Here is a 20526-nt window from a genome sequence, read left to right on the forward strand (position 1 = left end):
AACCCGTGGGCGAACGATTCAATTTCATCTCTCAAAAGTGAGAGCTTCACCCTCAAGTACGAAGCTGGCGCGATGGCGATCCTTAGCGGAGATAACGTATTGCGCGAACGCCGGGCATTCGTCGGCTGATGCGTCGAGCAATCGAGCCAGAAGCCTGAGACTGCGCCGCTGTTGATTCGTTAAGTTGGCCATCTCCTCCTCGAGTTCGTCGAGCGGCGTGCGATTGAGATGGCTGAACAGCTTGCCAAGTAGTCCTGCTACAGGGTCAGACAACTGCACGCCTGGCTCGGACTGGGAATTGGCAAACCGGAAGTGGCGGAGCGGAACGCCGTTGTCGTTCAAGGGGAGCGATTCGAGATATGCCTCGATCTGCTTTTCGTCGTCGAGGATGTGCTGCGCCTTCGTGAAGAGACAAAGCCGATTCAAAAAGAACGAGCCAAAGCCGTCGATAAGGACGTTGGGCGTCTCGTCTTCCAGATAGGGCAGGGACTCCAGTCCCCTGGACGCCTGCAACAAGCCCTTCAACATATAGAAGGGGAAATGCTCGAGCAGCGGCTCGCGATGCTCGACCAGGTCCCGCAGCTCGGCAATGAAGGCCGACCGGCGCTCGCGTCCGACATCTGGGTAGTTGTAGCGGCCGAGCAGCTCGGCGGTGCCGTCTACATCGTCGCACAGCACGGTATAGAGGCTATCCTTAAGGAGCAAATGCGCCGCCATCAGCACCGGCTCGCCGACTTCTGTGACGATCGAATCCACGATGTCGACGATCGACCAATAAAGCAGATCGATCACTTGATAGTGCAGCAGAAACTTTTTCGCCGTCAGCCAGTCGAGTAACGTCTCGACCTTCGATGAGGCGAGCAGATCGAGGAAACCGCCGGCGCCTAAATGCTTCAGCTTGATCTCTTTCACCGATGGCTGGAGGCGCAGCGCTGCATGAAGCTCGGCGAGGGCGATCGGCCGCGGCGAACCTCGATGAACGATCCCGCCCAGCACGAAACAGTCCGGTCGGCGGATATTCATCCCGGCCGATGTGAGATGCAGCTTTCGGACGTTGTTTGTCTCATCGTAATAGAAGGTATAGCGCTCATCGACGTTTGGCAGGTCGTAAGCCGCCAGAATGGAATCTCTCATCTCGTTTACGTCGATCATTCTCCCTCGATACATCGATCTCGGCTATCAACCGAGTCATGAACAGCTCGCCGGATAAAAATGCACCGAAGCCGGTATTGAACCTCTTTTCCAATGAAGACGAGTTTCGAGACCATCTAGCCGAGCGGATGGAACTCATTGAGCCTAGGCTTGTGCATCTCAAAACCGAGTACGTGCTCGACAACGCCAACGGATCTGGGGGACGCATCGATATCCTTGCTCGCGATGCGTTCGATCACATCGTTTGCGTCGAGATTAAGCGCAGCGACAACAGCGCTCGCGGCACACTGAATGAGCTGAGCAAATACGTTACCCTTCTCGTGGAGCGAGACAGGGTCCCGAGAGAGATGATCCGTTGCGTCGTCGTCTCGACCCATTGGAGTGAACTGCTCCTGCTGCTGTCATATTTTGCGTATTCGGCCAGCGTCGATGTCACGGCGCTGCAGGCCAAGTCAGAAGCCGGTGCTGTAGTTCTGCGGCCGATTGCGCTCAAGACGCTGCGATTCCTCCCGCAGCTCAGTCCCGACATGGACTTGATTTGGTTCGACACAAGCGAGCCGCGGGAGCGCTACGTCGCCTTTATCAGGTCACGCGCATCTCGATTGCAGTTCGTGCGGCTCGCCCTGCTGCTGTTCGAACCCAAGGAGCCGCTGGGAGCGGGACGATCGCCCTATCCCATGATAATTTGTGTATGGCGCGTGCCGGACGGAGTCCACGATCGCATCGAGGCGATAATTGGCAAACGGATCGGGGAGGACTTCCCCTATGCGGCCCGCGGCTGGGAGCCCGAAGCAGATGCGAAGGGCTGGATTGGCGACGTCCCGCACGATCAGCTTCCAGAATTTGCCAACGGCTGGACCCACGGAAACCCGGAAATGCTCCATGCGCTGCAGGAGCGCTACGCGCTGCATCGCGTTGAACGGGTCGGCGACTGGCCGAAACTCGAATTCATCAACGATGACGCCAGGATCCTGAGCGCGGCCTTGGCCGTGTCACCGCTCGGGGGGAGCGAGCGACCGAACCGGCACAGCTACCGCGCGACTGTCACGCCTGCCGTTGCAACGTCGTGGAAGATGGCAACGGACGCTTTCCTCGGGTTCATCGCGTTCGAGCCGGTCTGGCATGAGGCGGCGCGCGCGTATCTGGAGCGGCTTTCGGGTAGCGACGTTAGCGTCGATTTGCACGCCTTCGACAAAAAGCATCTGGCGTATGCAATCCACCAAGCTCAGTCGCATAAGCAAACAATGCTAGGCTATTTCGAGATCATCGTACGCGTAGGCGACACCGTGCTCAAGGGGCTGCATGGATACTATACCTGGGACGGCAAGACCTGCCCGGCCGATGCACGAGCAACGATAAACCAGGTCTATGGTGACGTCGTCTGGGCGAGGCTGAGTATGGAAAGTGCGGTCGATAACGGCCGATACGAGTCGGCCAACGAACTCCACGGCTTCTTGCCGGTCGTTGACTGGCTGCACGAAAACGGATCGCTCCACGGCAGCCCGCCACCCTTTCGGCATTCGATCCAAGATTTCCTGACCGCCAACCCCGAGTATTGCCGCCAGGTCTCGGACGTCCTTAAGCAAGTAGGCCGCTTGCCGACTGATCCCTCGGCGTAGTCCGCTGTGCCCAGTTCGGTCAGCGGCGAGACTGAGGCGGGGCTCCCGACTATGATCGGTCGAGCGGATACTGGCTGGCCGGATCCCAGTGGACGCCGCGATTGATCTTGATCTCGGGAGTCAGCAGCATGTGATATGGTAGCGGCTCGCGTGTTCCATGACGTCCTACGCGATAGGAGGCCGAGGTTTCCTCGATCGCCCAGCTCTCATCCGACCGTGTTGTGACTTCAGGCGCAACATACTCGCCGTAGACCCATCGCAGGCGCGTATCGCCCGGATCGAAGTCGAGCATCTCAAGCTTGTTGCGGAAATGTCGGACGCCGTCAGCCGTGCCACCCGCCCAGGATTCAACGCCGACATGAACAACACCGGGCCGATCCTTGGGAAGCTGTGCGGCCGCTTTCGCCACTGTTGATCGGAAATGCCGCGCCTTCTGGCGGATCGCCTCCCGCGATTGATTACGCCACCCAATAACACTGGCGTGATAGACCATGTCCGCCCAGAATGGACGGCTGAGGCTCGGTCGCCACTTCCCGGCCATTGAATGCGCGAAGTCGTGGTCATACTGGCCGATAAGCAATTCTATCATTCTGCTCGAACCGTAGTAAACCTCGTCCTTGGCAAGAACGCGATGCGCCAGCGACCAGTCAATTTCGCGGATAGTGCCTATGCCATGGCCATCGCGCCAATAATTCGGCCCAACGCCGTTCAGATAGTCCGATGCATGCCGGGCAAGGTAATCGTCAGGGATCGCACTTAGCTCGGCATCGTACGCGACCTGCATGTAGATTGACCGATAGGCTTCTAGCGAAAGCCGATGGACGGGCTGAGCCAGAACCTGGCCGCGAGTACGTTCCCGCGCATCGTAACTCGAACGGTCCATACGCTTGCACTCAACAGCCCAGCGCTGCCGCCCCTTGCTAACATTGAGGTCGTGGGTCTTGGCGACTCCGGGTCGCTCAGGGACAAAGACTGTATTCCAACCGTCCCGTCGGTATGCAAGCGCGACCAGCAGCTCGAACAGTCCGCCATCGGGCTGGCTCCGATCGGCGTTCATCAGCCGGGCGGCCCGGTCTTCGGCGCCGCCAATCGAAAGCAGCGTGGTCAATTCCTCGCCAATCCGGGTAAAGGTCGGCACCATGCGAACCGCTTCTTCCGGCACCCAGTTCAGGCGATCCGCCGCGTAAGCATTAGCCTGGAAAACGTACCAAGCGGCAGTATCCGCCGGATCATAGAATGGGACGGGATTGCCACGCGCCCAGCTCTCTTTCGCCGCAAGAAAGCGGTCGCGGGTCGCTTCAAGCCGCTGGTGCCAGGTTCGACGCTGGACAAGCTCTGCGAGCCATGCGCTGGCGAGCAGCACATTGTCGTCGCGCCAATCCCATCCGGTCTTCGGCGCCGTCCATTCGGGATCTTTAGGACTTATTCTCATGCTTGCTTTCACGCATACCATTAAACTGGTGTAAGGCGTCCGCGTTCAGCCCAAGGTGTGTGCTGGCATCATGAGAACGTGGCGGGCTGGGCGATGCCGAGCTTACTTGCGTACGGTCCAGCCTAGCGCAATCCGCAGCACCGGTTCTTTCGCCGCCGAATTTGGCGAGTAAGTCAATTTGAGATTGCGCGCGGGCACCGCTAAGTCCTCTGACAACCTTTCAGCGAGTTCGTTTGGTGCAATTGCAAAGTAAATGGGGTCGCCTTCGTCGGTGTCCCACGCGTCATCGCTAACTTTCAGGACGTCGACACCGCCGATGTAGATCGCGTCAACGCGCGGGCCACTCTTCTTCTGAATGGTCGAAATCGTTACTGCCAGATCCTGGCCCTTACCGGGGACAACATGGTAGTCGGCATTGGCAGCGATTAACGCATCAGCAATGAAATCGAAGCTGGTCCTGAAGGTGGGGACGCGCTGCAGATCGAACACCGTGTCGAAGAACTTGCTCTTGATTTTGGTTCGAAGCTTTCCCGAAGCGTCGAAGAAAATCTCGAACAGCATGCCGTCCAGAATTGCCTTGCGCTTCGCCTCTTCATAGGTCGCGGTTCTCGCGACAAAGTCGTTAACATACGATGTTGCTGCGGCCGACGTCCCACATGCGGCCTGATAGATATTGCGACCGAGCACGAAAAGGCTGTCTGGGGCCATCTTGTTGGCCGCCTCGGGCGTAAGGAGTGCCAATGCGGGGTTTTGCCTGTACCAGTCGTGCGTCTTCAGTCCCGCTATGATCTTGTGCGACTTCTTCGCGACGTCGAGGACGAAGAGCCCGTCTGCCAGTGCCGTTCCATCATATTCGGTGATAAGTTTGCCGAGACTCATGTTGAAGTAGAATTCGCCCGCAAGCGATGTATGCTCCCACGAAGTTTGCCTGCTCTTGGTTGCAGCGGCGACCGTGTTTCTAACGCGCTTGAACATCGTTTCTATAGAACAGTCGGGCGCGTCAATGTGGTCAAGCAGTGCGGCCGTGTAGGTTCCGTTTCGACCATCGCCGTCGCCTGCGGTCTCGCCAGGCGACGTCGCGAAGCCGATAATTGTTCCCTTGGGCGCATAGACAGAGGCGAGGCCGCGGGTCGCGGCGCTGCGCTGCCACTTGCGCTCCCAGGGGTTATTGCGGCACGCATCAAGAATGATAATCTTCGTTGCTGCCGTTGACTTCGACATCACGTCCACGACCTTATCCAATGAAAGCGAGCTGTGCTTGGCGTCGGTCTCGCTGTCCATGTCCGTATCAAGCGCTAGCAGATAGTTGCTTCCCTCGATCTGCATGCCGTGTCCGGCAAAAAAGAACAGACCGACATCATGCTTATCGAGTGACGCGCGGAACAGTTTAAGGCTCTTCTCCATTTCCTTCGCAGTGCAGTCGGTCACAACGATCGCTTCGAACCCATAGCCTTTTAGCTTAGCGCCGAAGTCGTCGGCGTCGTGCACCGGGTTCATCAAGTCGTGGCCGTCTGGATAATCGGCATTGCCGATTACGAGGGCAGTCATGCTACGCTTCAAGAACTTTCTCCTGCCGGTAAGGTCGCCTTCTGAGATGCCGGTTGTAAGTTCATTGTACAACAAGGCGATTAACTTCTACTGGCGAAAAGCTCATAATCGCGCCTCAGCATTTACGTTCTGTAGCACCGCGGTTGAGCGGCAGCTGTCCAATGACGACCAGACGCACACGATCCGCGACGGAAACCTACCGATCGTATGCCCCCTAGCCAACTTCGAGATGAACGGACGGCCGCTTTCATAACTCATGAAGGGGTAGCTGTACGGCAGGAAAGTTGGCGCCTGCCGTCGATGTCCCCAATCGCATTTTGCATAGCGCCAATCATACGAGATGTCGTCTGACAATAACAATTCGCTAGGCATCGCAGCGCGATGAAATCTACGCCTGAACCTCCCCGCCAAGGAATCGCTTCATTCCTCCGTCAAAACTGGCTAGCTCGGGCTGACGGGAGGCGGCGGGTGCATCAAGGTGCTTTATTCACAACAGATTGGCTGACGGAAGGGGTCACGGCGACGCCGCAGTGGCAGGCGCTGGATGATGCTCGAATTACGCAATTGTGGGCGCAATCACGCCATTTGCTCGATGAACTTCTAAAGCGCAAAAATCCCACCGAGGCCGATACCGAGCAGAAGTTGATTTACCCGTTACTTGGGCTGCTGGGCTGGGATCATATTTCGGTTCAGCAAAATCTTACCGTCCGCGGGCGCAAAGATGTGCCGGATGCGCTGCTGTTTCCCGATGCAGATGCCGATGCCACCGCTAGTGGGCTGGAGCCGTGGCAGCGGTTCCGCCATGGCTCGGCGCTAGTGGAGGCCAAGCGCTGGGGGCGACCGCTCGATCGGCAAGGCACGGGCGATCAAGGTGTCCCGTCCACCCAAATCATGCACTACCTGCAGCGTGCCAGCGTGGTTACCGAAGGCCGGATGCCATGGGGCATTTTGACCAACGGGCGAAATTGGCGGCTGTATTACCAAAACGCGCTTTCGGTTGCCGAAGACTTTTTCGAGATCGACCTTGGCAAGCTGTTCGGTTTGCCTGGTTGCACACCCGAACTTTTTGACGTCGGCATGTCCCCCGAACACGCCTTCCGCCTGTTCGTTCTAGCGTTCGGGCGTGAGGCGTTCCTGCCGACCGACCAAGGCCGCAGCTTCCATCTAATCGCGCTTGATGAAACGAAACGCTGGGAAGAGCGTGTCCGAAAGGATCTCGCCGAAACCGTCTTCTCGAACGTGTTTCCCAAGTTGATCGCAGCGATTCCCTTGGCCGACCCCAATCGACCTGCCGAGATCAATGCGGCCTATGCAGAGGAAGTGCGCTCCTCCGCGCTGTTCCTTCTCTACCGGCTGTTGTTCATTCTCTATGCCGAAGACCGCAATCTTCTGCCCGATGAGACTGGCCCCTATTCGCCTTATTGTCTCACCCGGCTGCGGCAGGAAATCGAGCAACTGGATAATGAGGGTCGCAAGCCCCTGGAGCGGAGCCACGCCTACTGGTCGCGGCTCGAAACGATCTTCGGGGCTATTGCCGAGGGCGACGACAGCCTTGGCATCCCGCCCTATAATGGTGGCCTATTCGATGCGGCGGAATCTCCGCTGCTCTCGCGTATCCGCTTGCCCGACACCGTGTTGGCTGAAGTCATATTGGCACTGTCGCACCGCCGCGAAGACGGGAGACTGCGTTACATCAACTATCGCGATCTTTCGGTGCAGCAGCTGGGTTCAATCTATGAATCCATCCTCGAATATGGCGTGGAGCCAGATCTTGAGGCCCGCAGCGTCAAGCCGCGAGCCGACAATCAGGCCCGCCATCGTTCCGGGTCCTATTACACACCCGAGCCACTGGTTTCGCTGATTATTGAGAAAACGGTCGGCCCGGTAGTTGCGGAAAAACGGGCAGCATTTGAGGCGGCCCACGGACAAGGGCTGAAAGGCGCGGAACTCGCCCAGCATGATCCAGCGATGGCGCTGCTCTCTTTGCGGATTGTTGATCCCGCAATGGGTAGCGGGCATTTTCTGGTCAGCCTGGTCGATTGGCTCTCGGACAAAGTGCTGACCGCGATTGGGGACGCCGAGGAAATTGCGGGCGATAGCTATGCGTCGCCGCTGGTTCAAAACATTGCTGGCCTGCGTGAAGCCATCCTAGCCAACGCGCGCGACCATGGCTGGCCGATTGTCGAGGACCAGCTCGAGGACCGCCACATCGTCCGGCGCATGGTGCTCAAACGCTGCATCCACGGCGTGGATCTCAACCGCATGGCGGTTGAGCTGGCCAAGGTCTCGCTCTGGCTACACAGCTTCACAGTCGGCGCACCGCTGTCTTTCCTCGATCACCATCTGCGCTGCGGCAATTCTGTGCTGGGCGGATGGGTGCGCCCAACAATGGATTGGTTACAGGCGCGCGGATCGCTGATCGCCAACAATCATCTTGCCCCGCTGGCCAATGTCGTGCGGCATATGGAAACCATTGAGGGGCTGACCGATACCGACCTGACCGAAGTGCACCAATCAAAGCAGCTCTTCGGCACCGTCGCGGAATCGAGCCGCCCGCTGAATGCCCTGCTGTCGCTGGTCAAAGCGGACGATCTGATGGGCGTGCTGGAAACCAACGTAAAGCGTCCGCGCGAGACAGCAGCAGCAATCCGCGCCGATGGCGATAAACGCATCGCCGCCATGCCTGAAAAGACTGACAAGGAAAAAGGCTGCCAAGGCCAAGGAAATCGAACGGATCGACCGCGCCGTCACCCGCGCCGCAGAGGCCGAGCGCAAGTTCGATCGGGCCGAAGCATTGAAGCTGGTGTTCGAAGGCAGCTTCGGCGACCCGAGCCGTATCGCCAGCGGCGATCTAGCGATCATGGACGGCGATAGCGATGACGGGGCACAGGCCAGCCTGATGCCCGAAGTCAGGCCCGATGATCGCCGCCGCACAATGGCCAGCGGGATCATTGGTGATGCGCTGGGCCATGTGGCGCAGCAAGATTTCTTCAACTGGGAAATCGCTTTTCCCGGTGTCTGGGCAGAGCTTTCATCGAACGCACGCACCGGCGGCTTCGATGCCGTCATCGGCAATCCGCCCTATGTCCGGCAGGAAGAAATCAGCGCGATCAAACCCGCGCTCGCCAAGAGCTTTTCGACCTATGCTGGCACGGCCGACCTCTATGTCTATTTCTATGAACAGGGGATCAAGCTGCTGCGGCCCGGCGGGCGGATGGGCTATGTCGTTACCAACAAATGGCTTAAGACTGGCTATGCAGAGGAACTGCGGCGACTGTTCGCCGAAGATGTCTGGATCGAATTCCTCGCCGATTTCGGCCATGCCAAGCATTTGTTTCCTGATGCAGATGTTTTCCCCTGCGTCATCAGCGTGCGCAAGCCGCTCGGCGAGGACGTGCCCGAAGAGTTCGATCTGGCCGTTATCCCGCGTGACGAGGTTCCGCGTGAAGGGCTGGCGCTGGCGGTGGATGCCGCGACCTACCGGGCAGCGCGATCAGACCTGACAGCAGAGCCCTGGGTGCTGGAGCCGCCGGATGTCGCCGCGCTGCTGCGCAAAATCCGCGAGCGCGGCGTGCCGCTGTCCGAATATGCCGGGGTCAGCCCGCTTTACGGGATCAAGACCGGCTTCAACGAAGCCTTCCTGATCGATACTGCGACGCGTGACCAACTGGTCCGTGACGATCCGGCGGCATCGGAGATCATCAAGCCCTACCTGCGTGGGCAGGATATTGGCCGCTGGTCGCCCGAATGGGCAGGGCTGTGGATGATCTTTGCTCGGCGTGGAGTCGACATTGAACAATACCCCAGCGTCCTGAGGCATCTGCAAGGCTACCGCACTCAGCTGGAACCCAAGCCGGAGAACTGGGTGCCTCCGACAAAGGGGGCGGAATGGCCGGGAAGGAAAGCAGGGACCTACAAATGGTATGAAATTCAAGACTCCGTCGATTATCATGAGCGGTTCAACGAGCCCAAAATACTCATCCGGCGCATTGCGTTCTACGCGCAAATCTGTGCCGATAATGGCGACAACCTCCTGAATGACTCGGCTCTGATATTGCCGACCACGGACCTTTGGCTACAGGTTTGCATGAATGCCCCAACCGGTTGGTACTTCATGTTCAAGAAGTTCCCGCACAAGAAGGACGAGGCGTTGGCACTCGACATTCCGTACGTGAGGAACTTCCCAATTCCACCGCTGGCTGATGATCAGCGAGATCGTGTCGCGGAATTGGTAGCTCTGGCAAAGCAATCGCAGGATGCGATAAATCGTGCGGAATCGTCATTGGCCGATTGGCTTCAGATCGAGTTTTCAAATGTGCAGGTCAATACCGCCCTCCGCCAAGCCAGCCTCCTCGACAGCGATGGCTTCATTGCCGCTGTCCGTGCCGCTTTGCCCCGCCGCCAGTCGCTGACGCCCACCCAGCTGCGCCAGCTCCGCGATGCCTTTGCCGAAACCGCCGAACCCGCCCGCACCGCGCGCGGCGAACTGCTCGCCCACGAACGCGCCCTCGCGGCCATGGTTGAGCGTGCCTACGGCCTGACGGAAGAAGAAGTCGCGCTGATGTGGCGCACCGCTCCGCCTCGTATGCCCCTTCCGCCTCCTCTTGGTTGACGGCTTGGCAGCGTCAACGCTTAGCTGAATGGCAGAGCGACCCAATTATCAGCGGGAGGAGAGGTCGTTTTAGAGTCGAAAATCGCCCAACCGGGACCGTCCCTCCAATCGGCGCGCGAGTGCTTCAACAAACCCCTCATACCGCTCCTTGCCCTGCGCTTGCGCCGCGGCAAGGCCACTATCGGGCAGGGGCGGATTGGCGGTAAGCCAGAACCGCACGAACAATGCCAACGCCTCTGTGGTGATCTCGGTTTGCTGATCGAGTTGTCCGAGGCGCCGGTCGATGCGGTCAAGGCGGCGGCTGAGCGCCGCTTCGAGCTGTTCAGGGTTGTCAGGCGACATGAATGACCGAAGAGCGGCCTCCACGACATCGGGCTGGCCGACACGCCTCCGCATCGCGAATTCGGCAAGTTGGTCGATCACATCAGGCGGCAGCCGAAACGTACGCTTCAGCTTCACAGTTCGATCCCGTCGCCGAGGTCGAGCGAGGCCTGTCGGGCGCCGCGCTCCATAGTGCGCCGGATGTGGTCGTTGTTTGCGGCTGATTGGTCTGTGTCTGCGCCGTCAGATTCGGCAAAGTCGAATTCCGCTGCAGGAGACTTGGGCCGCGCAACCACTTCGACATGTTCGGGCAGGTCAGGCTCGCGCCGCAAGCCGCCATTGGCAGGATCGATCCTGCGACTACCGTCTTCAGATGACTTGGGGTCTGGCTCGATAGGGGGCAGAGCACTCCAGTCATCGGTTGCGCGCGCCTCGGCGGGTTGGCCGCAGTTCTCGGGTGCGGGCAACACTCGAGACTGCAGCCGCCGATCAGCGTAGTAGCGGGCCTTCTTCGCCTTGATCGGCGGTGCCCCTGACGAGAGCACGACCTCGTCGGTCTGCGGCAGTTGCAAGATTTCGCCCGGCGTAAGGAGTGCGCGCGCCGTTTCAGATCGTGAGATCATCAGGTGACCAAGCCAGGGTGAGAGCCTGTGCCCGGCATAATTTTTCATCGACCGCTGCTCGGTGGTCGTGCCGAGAGCTTCAGAGACCCGTTTGGCTGTGCGCTCATCGTTGGTCGCGAAGGCAACGCGAACATGGCAATTGTCGAGGATGGCATTGTTTTGCCCGTAGGCGCGCTCAATCTGGTTCAGGGACTGTGCAATCAGGAAAGCCTTGAGGCCGTAGCCCGCCATGAAGGCGAGGGCGCTTTCGAAGAAATCGAGCCGGCCGAGGGCAGGGAACTCATCCAGCATGAGCAGAACACGCTGGCGCTTGGTCGCAGGATCGAATTCTTCTGTAAGGCGGCGGCCGATCTGATTGAGGATCAGGCGGATCAGTGGCTTGGTCCGGCTGATGTCGGACGGCGGCACGACCAGATAGAGCGAAGTCGGTCGGCCGCTTGTGAGATCGGCGATCCGCCAATCCGAATGGCTGGTGACCTTTGCTATAACCGGATCGCGATAGAGGCCTAGAAACGACATGGCGGTCGACAGCACGCCTGATCTCTCGTTGTCAGACTTGTTGAGCAGCTCGCGCGCAGCGCTGGCAACGACCGGGTGCGGGCCTGCTTCACCCAGATGCGGGGTGTCCATCATGGCATAGAGCGTGTTCTCAATGGTCTCGTCGGGGTTGGAGAGGAAAGCCGCAACGCCAGCGAGCGATTTGTCAGCGCCGGCGTAAAGCACATGAAGGACGGCCCCAACCAGCAACGCGTGGCTGGTCTTTTCCCAGTGGTTGCGCTTCTCGAGACTGCCTTCGGGATCGACCAGGATGTCTGCGATGTTCTGCACGTCGCGCACCTCATTGAGGCCGCGGCGCACCTCCAGCAGCGGATTGTATGCGGACGATTCAAGACTGGTTGGATCGAAACGCAGCGTGCGGCTGAACGTGCTGCGAAAACCGGCAGTAACATCCCAGTTCTCGCCCTTGATATCATGCACGATTGCCGAGCCTGACCAGGTCAGCAGGGTCGGGATCACGAGGCCGACGCCTTTGCCGGAGCGTGTCGGCGCAAAGCACAGAACATGTTCAGCCCCGTCGTGGCGAAGATAGTTGTTCTGGAACTGTCCGAGCACAACCCCGCTGTCGGCCAATAATCCGGCTTTGCGGATGTCATCGCGGGTTGCCCACCGGGCAGTGCCATAGGTGTTGGCGTTGCGGTTCTCGCGGCCGCGCCAGACGGACATCGCGATGGCCACCACGATTGCCAAGAACCCGCCCAAGGTGGCGATCATTCCCCCCGTGTCGAAAATCTGCGGAGCGTAGGCATCATAGGAGAACCACCACCAGAACAGGTCATAGGGGCGATAGACCGGATGGCCGAACAGTCGGAACCAGGGCGCACCGAGTTCTGGCTGGAACCCAAGCGCCGAGGCTGTCCATTGGGTTGCGGACCAGACGCTCGCAACAATGATGATCAGCACCGCGAGGATCTGACCCCACAGGATTTTGGCAGCCGACATGGCGCAACTCCGCATCGTTCACGCTTACGTCGGTGAGCTTTGGAGAAGTTGGCAAGGGGGGAGTTGGGGCTTGCAGCCCTTGGCGTAGAAACGGACAGGCTGGCGCAGATTGCTAGATCGGCTCCCAGGTATAATCCGGCGTGCCCGACCAGGTCAGCCGAACCATCGCGCCTTGCACCACCGACTGCACGACATTCGGCCATAGTGCGGCGATGCAGGTGCCGCCCGCATGGCGGACCGAGGGGTAGATGATGCCATTGTGGCCCTCGACTCGCGCCTGCGCGGCGAGAACATTGCCAGCAGCATAACCGGTCGCGGGGTCGGCATCGAGCGCGGGATGATCCGCTGCCTCGCGCAGGTCGACGAACACGCCGGCCATACTCGCGAGCATTTCGCCATATTCAACGACCGCGTTGAAGTCGCCTGCGTCAGCGAGTGCCTTAGTCAGGTGGTGCCCGACTTCGGCAATACATGTTTCAACCGCCAGCGCCGCATACCAAGCGCCGCGGTCTGCAGGGTTGAAGCGCATCGGCTCGCGCGGTTTGGCATAGGCGAAGCTGGCATTGATGAAGCGGGCATGAGGCACGCCATGAACCAGTTCTTCGGGGCTGAGTGCGCCAAGCCCGCGTTCCTCGGCAACTAACCGCCCGCTGGTCGCGCCTTCGATCTCGGCGAGCAGCGCCAACTCGTCGGGGTCGTCGGCCAGCGGCGCGAGTACGGCTTCGCGCAGCCGCGCGCTCGCCACAAGCCTGATGGTGCGGGGGAACGCCTCACGCACCAGCGGCAGCGCAGACTGCGGCTCAGAGCCCGCCACGCAGAGCGTCGATATACTGCCGGGTCTCAAGCATCCGGGGGATACCGCCTTCGATCATCGCTTCGACCGGCGACTTCGCGCCGAACACCGGCGCCCGGTTGGGTAGGCGCGGCCAACGGTCGGCCATCGCATCGGCGAACAGCAGGTGCAGCCCCTTGAACACACCGATCAAGGCCGAGGCACGGGTCAGCTGGTCCTGGCTCAAGGTGCCATCCCATTTGCCGGCCTTGATCCGGTCCCATGTGCTCTCGGACACGCCGAGCAGCGCGGCACCTTCGGCATTGCTGCCACCCCAGGCATCGACGAGCCGCAACACGGCCTTGACCGCCGCGCCGGTCAGACGCTTGCGGTCGCCGTCGCTCGAAAAGGTCTGCAGGCCTGCTGCTGCCGGGGCCGTTTGATGGGTGATTGCTGCGCTTGCCATGGTCGTTTCTCCTGACGCGAACATACGCATCACATGGTGCGTTTGTCAAGATTGGACTGGTACCGGTCAGCTTGCCACATCATATCTCGATCGACCTGCTTCGGCCCAGTGTCCATTCGATGCCACCACCAGACCGCGGCTGGCCGCTCACATAGTGCCCGAGATGCCGATCGAGCTGCTTTGACCAGGGGACTAGCGAAAACCCAAGGCCATCGTCGATCATCGCAAAGCGGCCCGAAGCGAGTTGGATGCGTTGGCGATAGACGCCTGACATCTCACCGGATGATCGGCTTTGGCGGTGTGGCAAGCCATGTTCACGCGAAAGTGCTGCACCAGCGTCGGCAAGGTCGCGCTCGCGCAAGGTGCCAAGCAGATTGCGGGACAGGGCGAAGCGGTCACCGCGCCGCTGGGCAAGACCCTCGCTTTCCAGATAATCGAGCCGGCGCGTTTTCGCTGCTTCGACTTCGCTGCCAAAGCCTGGACCGAGCGGCAGCGGCTCCGATGCAATCAATTGCTTGTCGAGCCAGGTGGCTCCGCGGCTGCGCTCCTGGGTAGCAAGATCGCGATCGGAATGGGTCAGGAGCGAGGATTGCTCGCGGCCGCGCCGGTCAGTCCAGGAGCGAAGCTCGACGATTGCGCCCGGCGCAGCATCACCGGTCATGTCGATGTCGGAGAATTTGCAATGATGGACCCTGCCATCCACGCCATCGACCACGGCGTAGGCCTGACCGGTCAACTCATTGTGCAGGCCGCGCTCGACCAGTCGCCCGATGACGGGCTCGCTCGCCCTTTCATCATGAAGGGCAAATCGACCCGCTTCAGCGGCAAGGCCGTGCCCGGTCATGGCGCGGTGCATCCTCTTGATCATATCACCTCTGGTGCCAAGCTCCCGCAAAGTCTGCTCGAGTGTTGGCTTCAACCGCCAGCAGCCAGGCGCAATCTTGTCTGCCAGGCCCATGCGTTCGAGTTTTGTGGCGCGGCCGATGAGATGCTGGTTGGCCGGGTTGGCGATCCGCTGCGGATCGGGGCGCAGGTCGACTACGCCGCCGAGGCCGTCACCAAGCGTTTGCAGCTGGCGATCAAGACCGGTCCAGCGATCGGCCTGCACCTCGCGGGCCAAGCTTCGATCAATGTCCTGCTGGGTCCGTGCGCCCAGTTCCATGGTCACCAGCTGCGCGGCACGAGCCCGCATGCCCTCGCTGATGTAGCTGCGGTCGATAACCAGGTCGCGGCCATCGTCGGCCTTGCCGCGTACCAGAATGTGGATGTGGGGATTGTCGGTGTTCCAATGGTCAACGGCGACCCAGTCGAGACCTGTGCCAAGATCCCTTTCCATCTGGCTCAGCAGGTCTCGGGTAAAGCTCCGCACATCGGCCAGTTCGGCCGTGTCTTCGGGCGAAACAATGAAACGGAAATGGTGACGGTCATCGGCGCAGCGCTCGGCGAAGGCTCCGCCGTCGACGGTCTCGTCGCCGCTGCCGAACAGCGCCGCATCCTTCCCGTCGCGGGTCACGCCATCGCGCTTGAGATAGGTCAGGTGCTTTGCCAGCGGCGCGGCAGTGAAGCGAGCCCCGCGATGCCGCACGATCCTCGCCTTGACGATCACACGGCGCTGACTTGCGCGGGAGCTTGCCTGCAGGCTTGCGATGCGGCCTCGGGCAAGGCGACCTGTGCTACGTCGCGATGCGGAACCACCCGCCCGGCCGCCGCAGCCTGACCGGTTGGCAAGTGCCCGCAGTTGGGCTTTGAGTGTGCGCGCTTTGCCTTGGCCGGAACTGCGATCTCGGATGCGCCCAGGCCTGATTTCCAGATCGTCATCACTCATGAGGTCAAGCGATGCGATACAGCGGCTGGCTCGTTGAACGGCGGAATTGCGACAATTATCGAGACTGGAGCCAGCCATGGGGCAGGGCGGCTGGCTGTGAAAATCCCGCAATTCTGCGGCCCCACACCTCGGCGGCTGGCTCCGCTTTCATCTTGCCATCCTCCTGACCCATCCTTTCCTGTCACTCCGCTTCCGCACAATTTTGCGCCAGGCCACGCCATGACGCGCCAGATGCGCAGGAGGCCCATCACTGGTCGCGATTCCCCGAGACGGGAACGAAAAGGCCGCCGTGCGGACGCAGCGGAGCAGGGGGCGCAGCCGCCGCTTCTTTGCCGATGTCCGCGCTCGGTGTTGCCTCAGCCGCGGCAGTTCGCGCCGCGAATAGTCGGCTTTGTGTCCACGCAATGCGCTGTGGCTGCACAGTTGGCGCGCTGGCGACGACAGTGGCCGTGTTGTCCGATTGCAGGATAGGTGCGATCTTTGCGACATAAGCGCGGGTCTCGGCAGGAAGCGGGCGGCCGCGATCGCGCCACTCCTGATAGCGCCCGGGGCCTGCATTATACGCGGCGAGCATGCCGTAGGCGCCGTAACTGTCGTACATTTCGCGAAGATAGCTGGTGCCTGCCAAGATGTTGTCGCGCGGGTCGAACGGATCGCTGCCGAGACCGAAACGAGCGCGCTGGCGCGCCCAGGTTCCGGGCATGAGCTGCATCAGCCCCATCGCTCCGGCCGACGATACCGCGCCGATCCGGCCAGCGCTCTCGGCCCGCATGACCGCATAGATCCATTGCTCCGGGATGCCGAAACGCAGCGATGCCTCGGCGACGTGCACTGCAATGTCGACGGTGCGCGGCGCTGCCGGTTCGGCAGTGTCCTGCCCAAAGGCAGGCGCGGCACCGAACATAGCGAGCGCAGCCCACGTGGCGAAGCCCAGGCGGCGTAGCTGCATGGCTCAGTTCGCCTTTTCGCGCCGCGCTGGACGCGACCACACCAAAACATGGCCATTGTCATCGCCCTTGAACAGGTTGGCGCGTAGCGGTTGCGCGAACGCAGGATCATCAATCTGCAAGCTGACATAGTCGCCCGCCTTCTCTCCGACATGCTTCCAGCCTGCGCCGACTTCGCGCGCGTCTTCATCTTCGCCAGCAACCACACGGAAGTCCGGAGCGTTCTCACTGTCCGATGGGTCTGCCGGGACGAGTGAGATCTCAATGCTGAGCGACAGCGTCTGCAGTTGCCCGCTGTAGCCGCCGTCGGCGGCACGAAAAGTTCCGATACGCATGGGTTCAATCTCCTTGGGTTGAGGGTAAGGAAGTGTCGGCGGCGCGCGGGTCGGCAAACCAGACGTGGTCGCCGTTGCCCGCCTCATCGGTCCAGACTGGGGCCGCGCGACCAATGACATGGGTCGGACGCAGCACGCCGAAATAGCGCCCATCGAAACTGTCGGGCGCTGCCGGGTTCATTACGAATAGCTCGCCGGTGCGCAGCACATGGCATCCCGCCCAAGTTGGCAATGGGCGCGCCAGACGGTCGCGCGGACGCGCCGCGCCGACATATTGGCCGTCAATCGTAATGCTCAAAGCATCACGGCAGACGCGCTGGCCGCGCACAGCTGCGATGCGCTTCAGCAGCGGCATGCCTGTCGGGAGATAATGCCGTTCGGCGAGCAAGCGGCGCAGTTCGGGCGGCGGCTCAATGGCGACCCGCTCGCCGACGTGCAGGCTCGCCCTGCCACGGATGGCGTAGAGCCCGGTGGGGACCGAGGCGGTCGCATTCCACACGGCGAAGCGCGCGACTGGCACGGCCAACGTCGTGAGCGTTGCGCAACCTACGACGGCTGCAAATATCATGCTGCGGCGTTTCATGACAGAAGTGCCTTGCGCTGGAGCCAGGCTTGGTGCCGCGCGGGGCCGTATTCACGCGGTGTAAGTCGGCCCGCCATCCTGTTGTGGATGTGTCGCCAATGTTCCGGAGCAACATCGCAGGCGTCTATGCCTGACGCTTCGATGGCATCGATCAGCCGGAAGATTTGCGCGACTTTGGGCCAGCCATGGACCGAAAGCAGCAGCTCTCCGCCGGGGTCGACCTGCGGCACGGTTGCGCAATGCTCGCCTAAGCAGACAGCTTGTACGACGTCCAAGGTTGAACGGACGGTGCCATAGTCGTTGGACGCCCAGCGGACCAAGGCGAACACCTGGCCCGCCATATAGCTCTCGATCCGCTCGCTACGGCTGACGATCCGTTCGGCAATGGGCCTACCGAATTTGATCCAGTCCTCATGCTGGCCCTCGCGCCAGACCAGTGTCACATGGGTCAGCTGTGGGTCATTGCCGATCCTCGTGTCGGCAGGCCTTTCGGGCGTCGCACCGCTTTTTGTCCACAGGCTCGCAGCCGTTAGCAAGAATCCGAAGGATTCTTTGTTAGGATAGTTAAGGGCGCAAATTGCTGAAGTTTTCCGGGGCTTTGAACGACGTTTCGGTTCCCGATAGTCCGAACTTCCGGTTCCTGATGGTCCGAGTGTGGCGGTTCCTGATAGTCCGTGCTGCATCATGACATATCCACAGGGTGATGGTTGGTGGTCCGCAGACCGAGACGGCGCATTGCGGCGTCGAACGGGTCGGGCCGGACAGCGACAAAGTGCAGCCGTTCGCGGCCGAGTGCATGTTCGATGGTGAGCGTGTATCCCGGCAGCGCTTGGCGGCGGACGATGTCGCGCAGCTCGAATGCGAAGCGTTTCGGCGGCGAGAGCGCACCTGACTTCATGTGCAGATGCTGGAAGTCGAAGCTCCAGCCTCCGCGCTGTTTGCCCCCATGCTTGCGCACGAGGCGGTAAAGCCAGCGCTCCAGACCACCGGTCAGTGCGAAGTAGTCGGCATCAATGGTGAGCACGAGCGCCTGATCGATCACGCCTTCGTAGAACCAGTCAGGGATGATCATCTCGATCCCGAGCGCGCGACCCGAATGGTCGAGACGCTCTTTCCACTCATTGATCCACGAAAAGCGGTGCCGCCGCCGCGCGTCACGCTGGCGGATAGAGGTCGCGATGGTGGTCGATTGCAGGCGATCCAGCCCGGCCTTCAGCCGCTCGTAGCTGGCTTTGCCAGTGCCCCGCCTGGTGAAGGCAAGGATCTCGTGAGGTGTAGCGGCGATCAGCCGCGAGGTGGGCCGACCGGCATCGCGCGCTTCGACGATCTGGCTCGCTACCCAGATGAGGACATCAGCGTCCCAGATAGTCGCCATCCCATGTTCGGCTGTCGCCTCGACGAGGATCGAAACATCGCCCATCCGGAAATCGATCGGACGGACTCGCTTTGATTTGGCGAGGCTGAAGAACGGCCAGGCCATCAGGTCCTGCGCGTCGCGCGCGGCAATATCGCGGCCCTGGGACACGAACAGGTCAAGCTGCGCTGGCTTGGCTGGGAAGGCGGACAGGCGTCGCATGGCGTGGCTCAGCGCCGGACCGGCGGAGTGTAGCCATCAAGACGCTTGGCTGGGTGGACGATGCCTTTGCCGGGATCGCTGGTTGACCGCCGCAACCCTTGCTCTGCCCATGCGTCGAGATCGCTCACGGCATAGACGATCCGGCCACCGAGCTTGCGATAGACCGGCCCCGTCCCGAAACAGCGGTGCTTTTCGAGTGTGCGGGCCGAAAGCCCGAGGTGCACTGCAGCATCAGGCGTCCGCAAAAATCGTGCAGTCACGGGGGTGGGTCTGGCATCCATGGCAAGGCTCCGGCGAAGGTTGGCAGCAGCAGCGGGCTGTCGCTGGGGTTCGCGAGCTTTGGCGGAGGATTGGCATGGGCAGGGAGTGACCGAATGGGGGTGCCGCAATCTGTCACCCCGAATGTCTCGGTCAGCGGTGTAAGAGAATATCGCGATATCCGCAGGAGACGAGGCTACGCGCTTGGGCGATCAGCCGAAGAACCTGCCGCCGCTCGCTCGAGGCTTTCCAGGTCGCTCCGACAAGAGGACAGTGATTGGGGAAAATCAGGCCGTAGGCGACGTCACGTGAAGACGCACCCGCCCCTAGCGCGTCGTGAATGGCAAGGAAGCGGCTCAACCGCAGCCGTTGATTGTGCGTGATGACGTGAGCGCCGTGGGATGCGGCGCTGGAGGCGCGCGTTATCAGATGCATACGCGTGACAGCTGCGATGCGCAGTTCGTAGGTCTCATCGCAGGGTATCGAGACGGCGGGAACGGGCAGGGCGGCTCGGTATCGAACGCAAAGTCGCAGTCTGCAACTGCCCCTCGTGTAAACGATATGCTTGCCGTCGGATGTCGATGCCCTTCCCAGCGGCTTCCAACTCGACAGCCACATCAGCGGGAGGTCCGGGTTAGCGGTTTCGACGATGATCACGTCGGGCGATGCGCTGGGCGACCAAAGTGCCGGGCACTCGCGGGGGTTTGCTTGCGGGTCCGTGGGGAAAGCTCAAGCCCCATCGCCGGGACAGGCCCTCCTTTTCATGGTGTTCGACTGATGGGAAGCGAGCAATGCGCTCTTGGGTTTCGGCATAATCGCGGCGGTAATCAGCATTACGATGCAGGAATTCCTGCGCGAAGTCCGCATGGTCGTGATCGCGATACTGATCTGCGGTCGATGGTGACCGCCATGACGAACCACCGGGCATATAGACCCCTGCAAAGCACAGGCAAGAAG

At 60.9% G+C, this 20526-nt stretch carries 19 protein-coding genes; 3 read left to right on the forward strand and 16 right to left on the reverse strand.

Going from position 1 to position 20526, the window contains the following annotated elements:
- Window positions 1-24: 24 nt before the first annotated feature.
- Window positions 25-1152 carry a DUF3800 domain-containing protein gene (locus GO308_RS04410; RefSeq protein ID WP_072378584.1) on the reverse strand — a complete coding sequence of 376 codons (1128 nt, stop codon included), beginning with the start codon at window positions 1150-1152 and terminating at the stop codon, window positions 25-27.
- Window positions 1153-1190: 38 nt separating this feature from the next.
- Between GO308_RS04410 and GO308_RS04415 the strand changes: the two genes are divergently transcribed.
- Entirely contained in the window at window positions 1191-2771 is a 1581-nt protein-coding gene (locus tag GO308_RS04415; RefSeq protein ID WP_240884047.1) for an endonuclease NucS domain-containing protein, read from the forward strand.
- 49 nt (window positions 2772-2820) lie between these two features.
- Here GO308_RS04415 and GO308_RS04420 read toward each other — a convergent pair whose 3' ends face one another.
- Both GO308_RS04420 and GO308_RS04425 read right to left on the reverse strand, forming a co-directional pair.
- Window positions 2821-4203, reverse strand: coding sequence for a hypothetical protein (locus tag GO308_RS04420; protein WP_143146567.1), 1383 nt, complete (start codon window positions 4201-4203; stop codon window positions 2821-2823).
- Window positions 4204-4305: 102 nt separating this feature from the next.
- Complete coding sequence (locus tag GO308_RS04425; protein WP_082745539.1) at window positions 4306-5751, reverse strand: caspase family protein; 1446 nt, start codon at window positions 5749-5751, stop codon at window positions 4306-4308.
- 468 nt (window positions 5752-6219) lie between these two features.
- On the opposite strand from GO308_RS04425, the gene GO308_RS18700 reads away from it, so the two are divergent.
- Together GO308_RS18700 and GO308_RS04435 are read left to right on the forward strand one after the other, a co-directional pair.
- On the forward strand, window positions 6220-8625 hold the full coding sequence (locus GO308_RS18700) for a hypothetical protein (protein ID WP_240884049.1): 2406 nt from the start codon (window positions 6220-6222) through the stop codon (window positions 8623-8625).
- 61 nt (window positions 8626-8686) lie between these two features.
- Complete coding sequence (locus tag GO308_RS04435; RefSeq protein WP_240885198.1) at window positions 8687-10363, forward strand: Eco57I restriction-modification methylase domain-containing protein; 1677 nt, start codon at window positions 8687-8689, stop codon at window positions 10361-10363.
- Between the two features lie 69 nt (window positions 10364-10432).
- Here GO308_RS04435 and GO308_RS04440 read toward each other — a convergent pair whose 3' ends face one another.
- From GO308_RS04440 to GO308_RS04500, 13 genes are all read right to left on the reverse strand, one after another.
- Window positions 10433-10822 (reverse strand): CopG family transcriptional regulator, encoded by a 390-nt coding sequence (locus GO308_RS04440; RefSeq protein ID WP_066531904.1) that lies wholly within the window; start codon window positions 10820-10822, stop codon window positions 10433-10435.
- On the reverse strand, window positions 10819-12807 hold the full coding sequence (locus GO308_RS04445) for a conjugal transfer protein TraG (RefSeq protein WP_066531901.1): 1989 nt from the start codon (window positions 12805-12807) through the stop codon (window positions 10819-10821). The genes GO308_RS04440 and GO308_RS04445 overlap by 4 nt, the downstream gene beginning before the upstream one ends.
- Window positions 12808-12919: 112 nt before the next feature.
- Window positions 12920-13621, reverse strand: a complete 702-nt coding sequence (locus GO308_RS18705; RefSeq protein ID WP_066531899.1) for an RES family NAD+ phosphorylase — start codon at window positions 13619-13621, stop codon at window positions 12920-12922.
- Window positions 13608-14075 carry an antitoxin Xre-like helix-turn-helix domain-containing protein gene (locus GO308_RS04455; protein WP_197426237.1) on the reverse strand — a complete coding sequence of 156 codons (468 nt, stop codon included), beginning with the start codon at window positions 14073-14075 and terminating at the stop codon, window positions 13608-13610. The genes GO308_RS18705 and GO308_RS04455 overlap by 14 nt, the downstream gene beginning before the upstream one ends.
- A gap of 49 nt (window positions 14076-14124) precedes the next feature.
- Window positions 14125-15870 carry a DUF3363 domain-containing protein gene (locus GO308_RS04460; RefSeq protein ID WP_066531898.1) on the reverse strand — a complete coding sequence of 582 codons (1746 nt, stop codon included), beginning with the start codon at window positions 15868-15870 and terminating at the stop codon, window positions 14125-14127.
- Window positions 15871-16117: 247 nt separating this feature from the next.
- Window positions 16118-16702 (reverse strand): lytic transglycosylase domain-containing protein, encoded by a 585-nt coding sequence (locus GO308_RS04465; RefSeq protein WP_233999623.1) that lies wholly within the window; start codon window positions 16700-16702, stop codon window positions 16118-16120.
- Window positions 16703-16822: 120 nt separating this feature from the next.
- On the reverse strand, window positions 16823-17152 hold the full coding sequence (locus tag GO308_RS04470; RefSeq protein WP_066531896.1) for a DUF736 domain-containing protein: 330 nt from the start codon (window positions 17150-17152) through the stop codon (window positions 16823-16825).
- 4 nt (window positions 17153-17156) lie between these two features.
- The gene (locus tag GO308_RS04475; RefSeq protein WP_066531894.1) at window positions 17157-17735 is read right to left on the reverse strand and encodes a S26 family signal peptidase; all 579 of its coding nucleotides are present in this window, start codon (window positions 17733-17735) and stop codon (window positions 17157-17159) included.
- Complete coding sequence (locus tag GO308_RS04480; protein WP_255357981.1) at window positions 17732-18178, reverse strand: DUF2840 domain-containing protein; 447 nt, start codon at window positions 18176-18178, stop codon at window positions 17732-17734. Before GO308_RS04480 ends, GO308_RS04475 begins: the two co-directional genes overlap by 4 nt.
- Before the next feature lie 239 nt (window positions 18179-18417).
- On the reverse strand, window positions 18418-19311 hold the full coding sequence (locus GO308_RS04485) for a replication initiator protein A (RefSeq protein ID WP_066531892.1): 894 nt from the start codon (window positions 19309-19311) through the stop codon (window positions 18418-18420).
- An 8-nt stretch (window positions 19312-19319) separates the two neighbouring features.
- Window positions 19320-19592, reverse strand: a complete 273-nt coding sequence (locus tag GO308_RS04490; RefSeq protein WP_066531890.1) for a helix-turn-helix domain-containing protein — start codon at window positions 19590-19592, stop codon at window positions 19320-19322.
- A 130-nt stretch (window positions 19593-19722) separates the two neighbouring features.
- The gene (locus tag GO308_RS04495) at window positions 19723-20226 is read right to left on the reverse strand and encodes a DUF2285 domain-containing protein (RefSeq protein WP_072378575.1); all 504 of its coding nucleotides are present in this window, start codon (window positions 20224-20226) and stop codon (window positions 19723-19725) included.
- Window positions 20204-20497, reverse strand: coding sequence for a DUF6499 domain-containing protein (locus GO308_RS04500; RefSeq protein ID WP_233999622.1), 294 nt, complete (start codon window positions 20495-20497; stop codon window positions 20204-20206). The genes GO308_RS04495 and GO308_RS04500 overlap by 23 nt, the downstream gene beginning before the upstream one ends.
- Window positions 20498-20526 lie beyond the last annotated feature (29 nt).

Source organism: Sphingomonas sp. SFZ2018-12 (genome assembly GCF_022496715.1).
Classification (GTDB): domain Bacteria; phylum Pseudomonadota; class Alphaproteobacteria; order Sphingomonadales; family Sphingomonadaceae; genus Sphingomonas.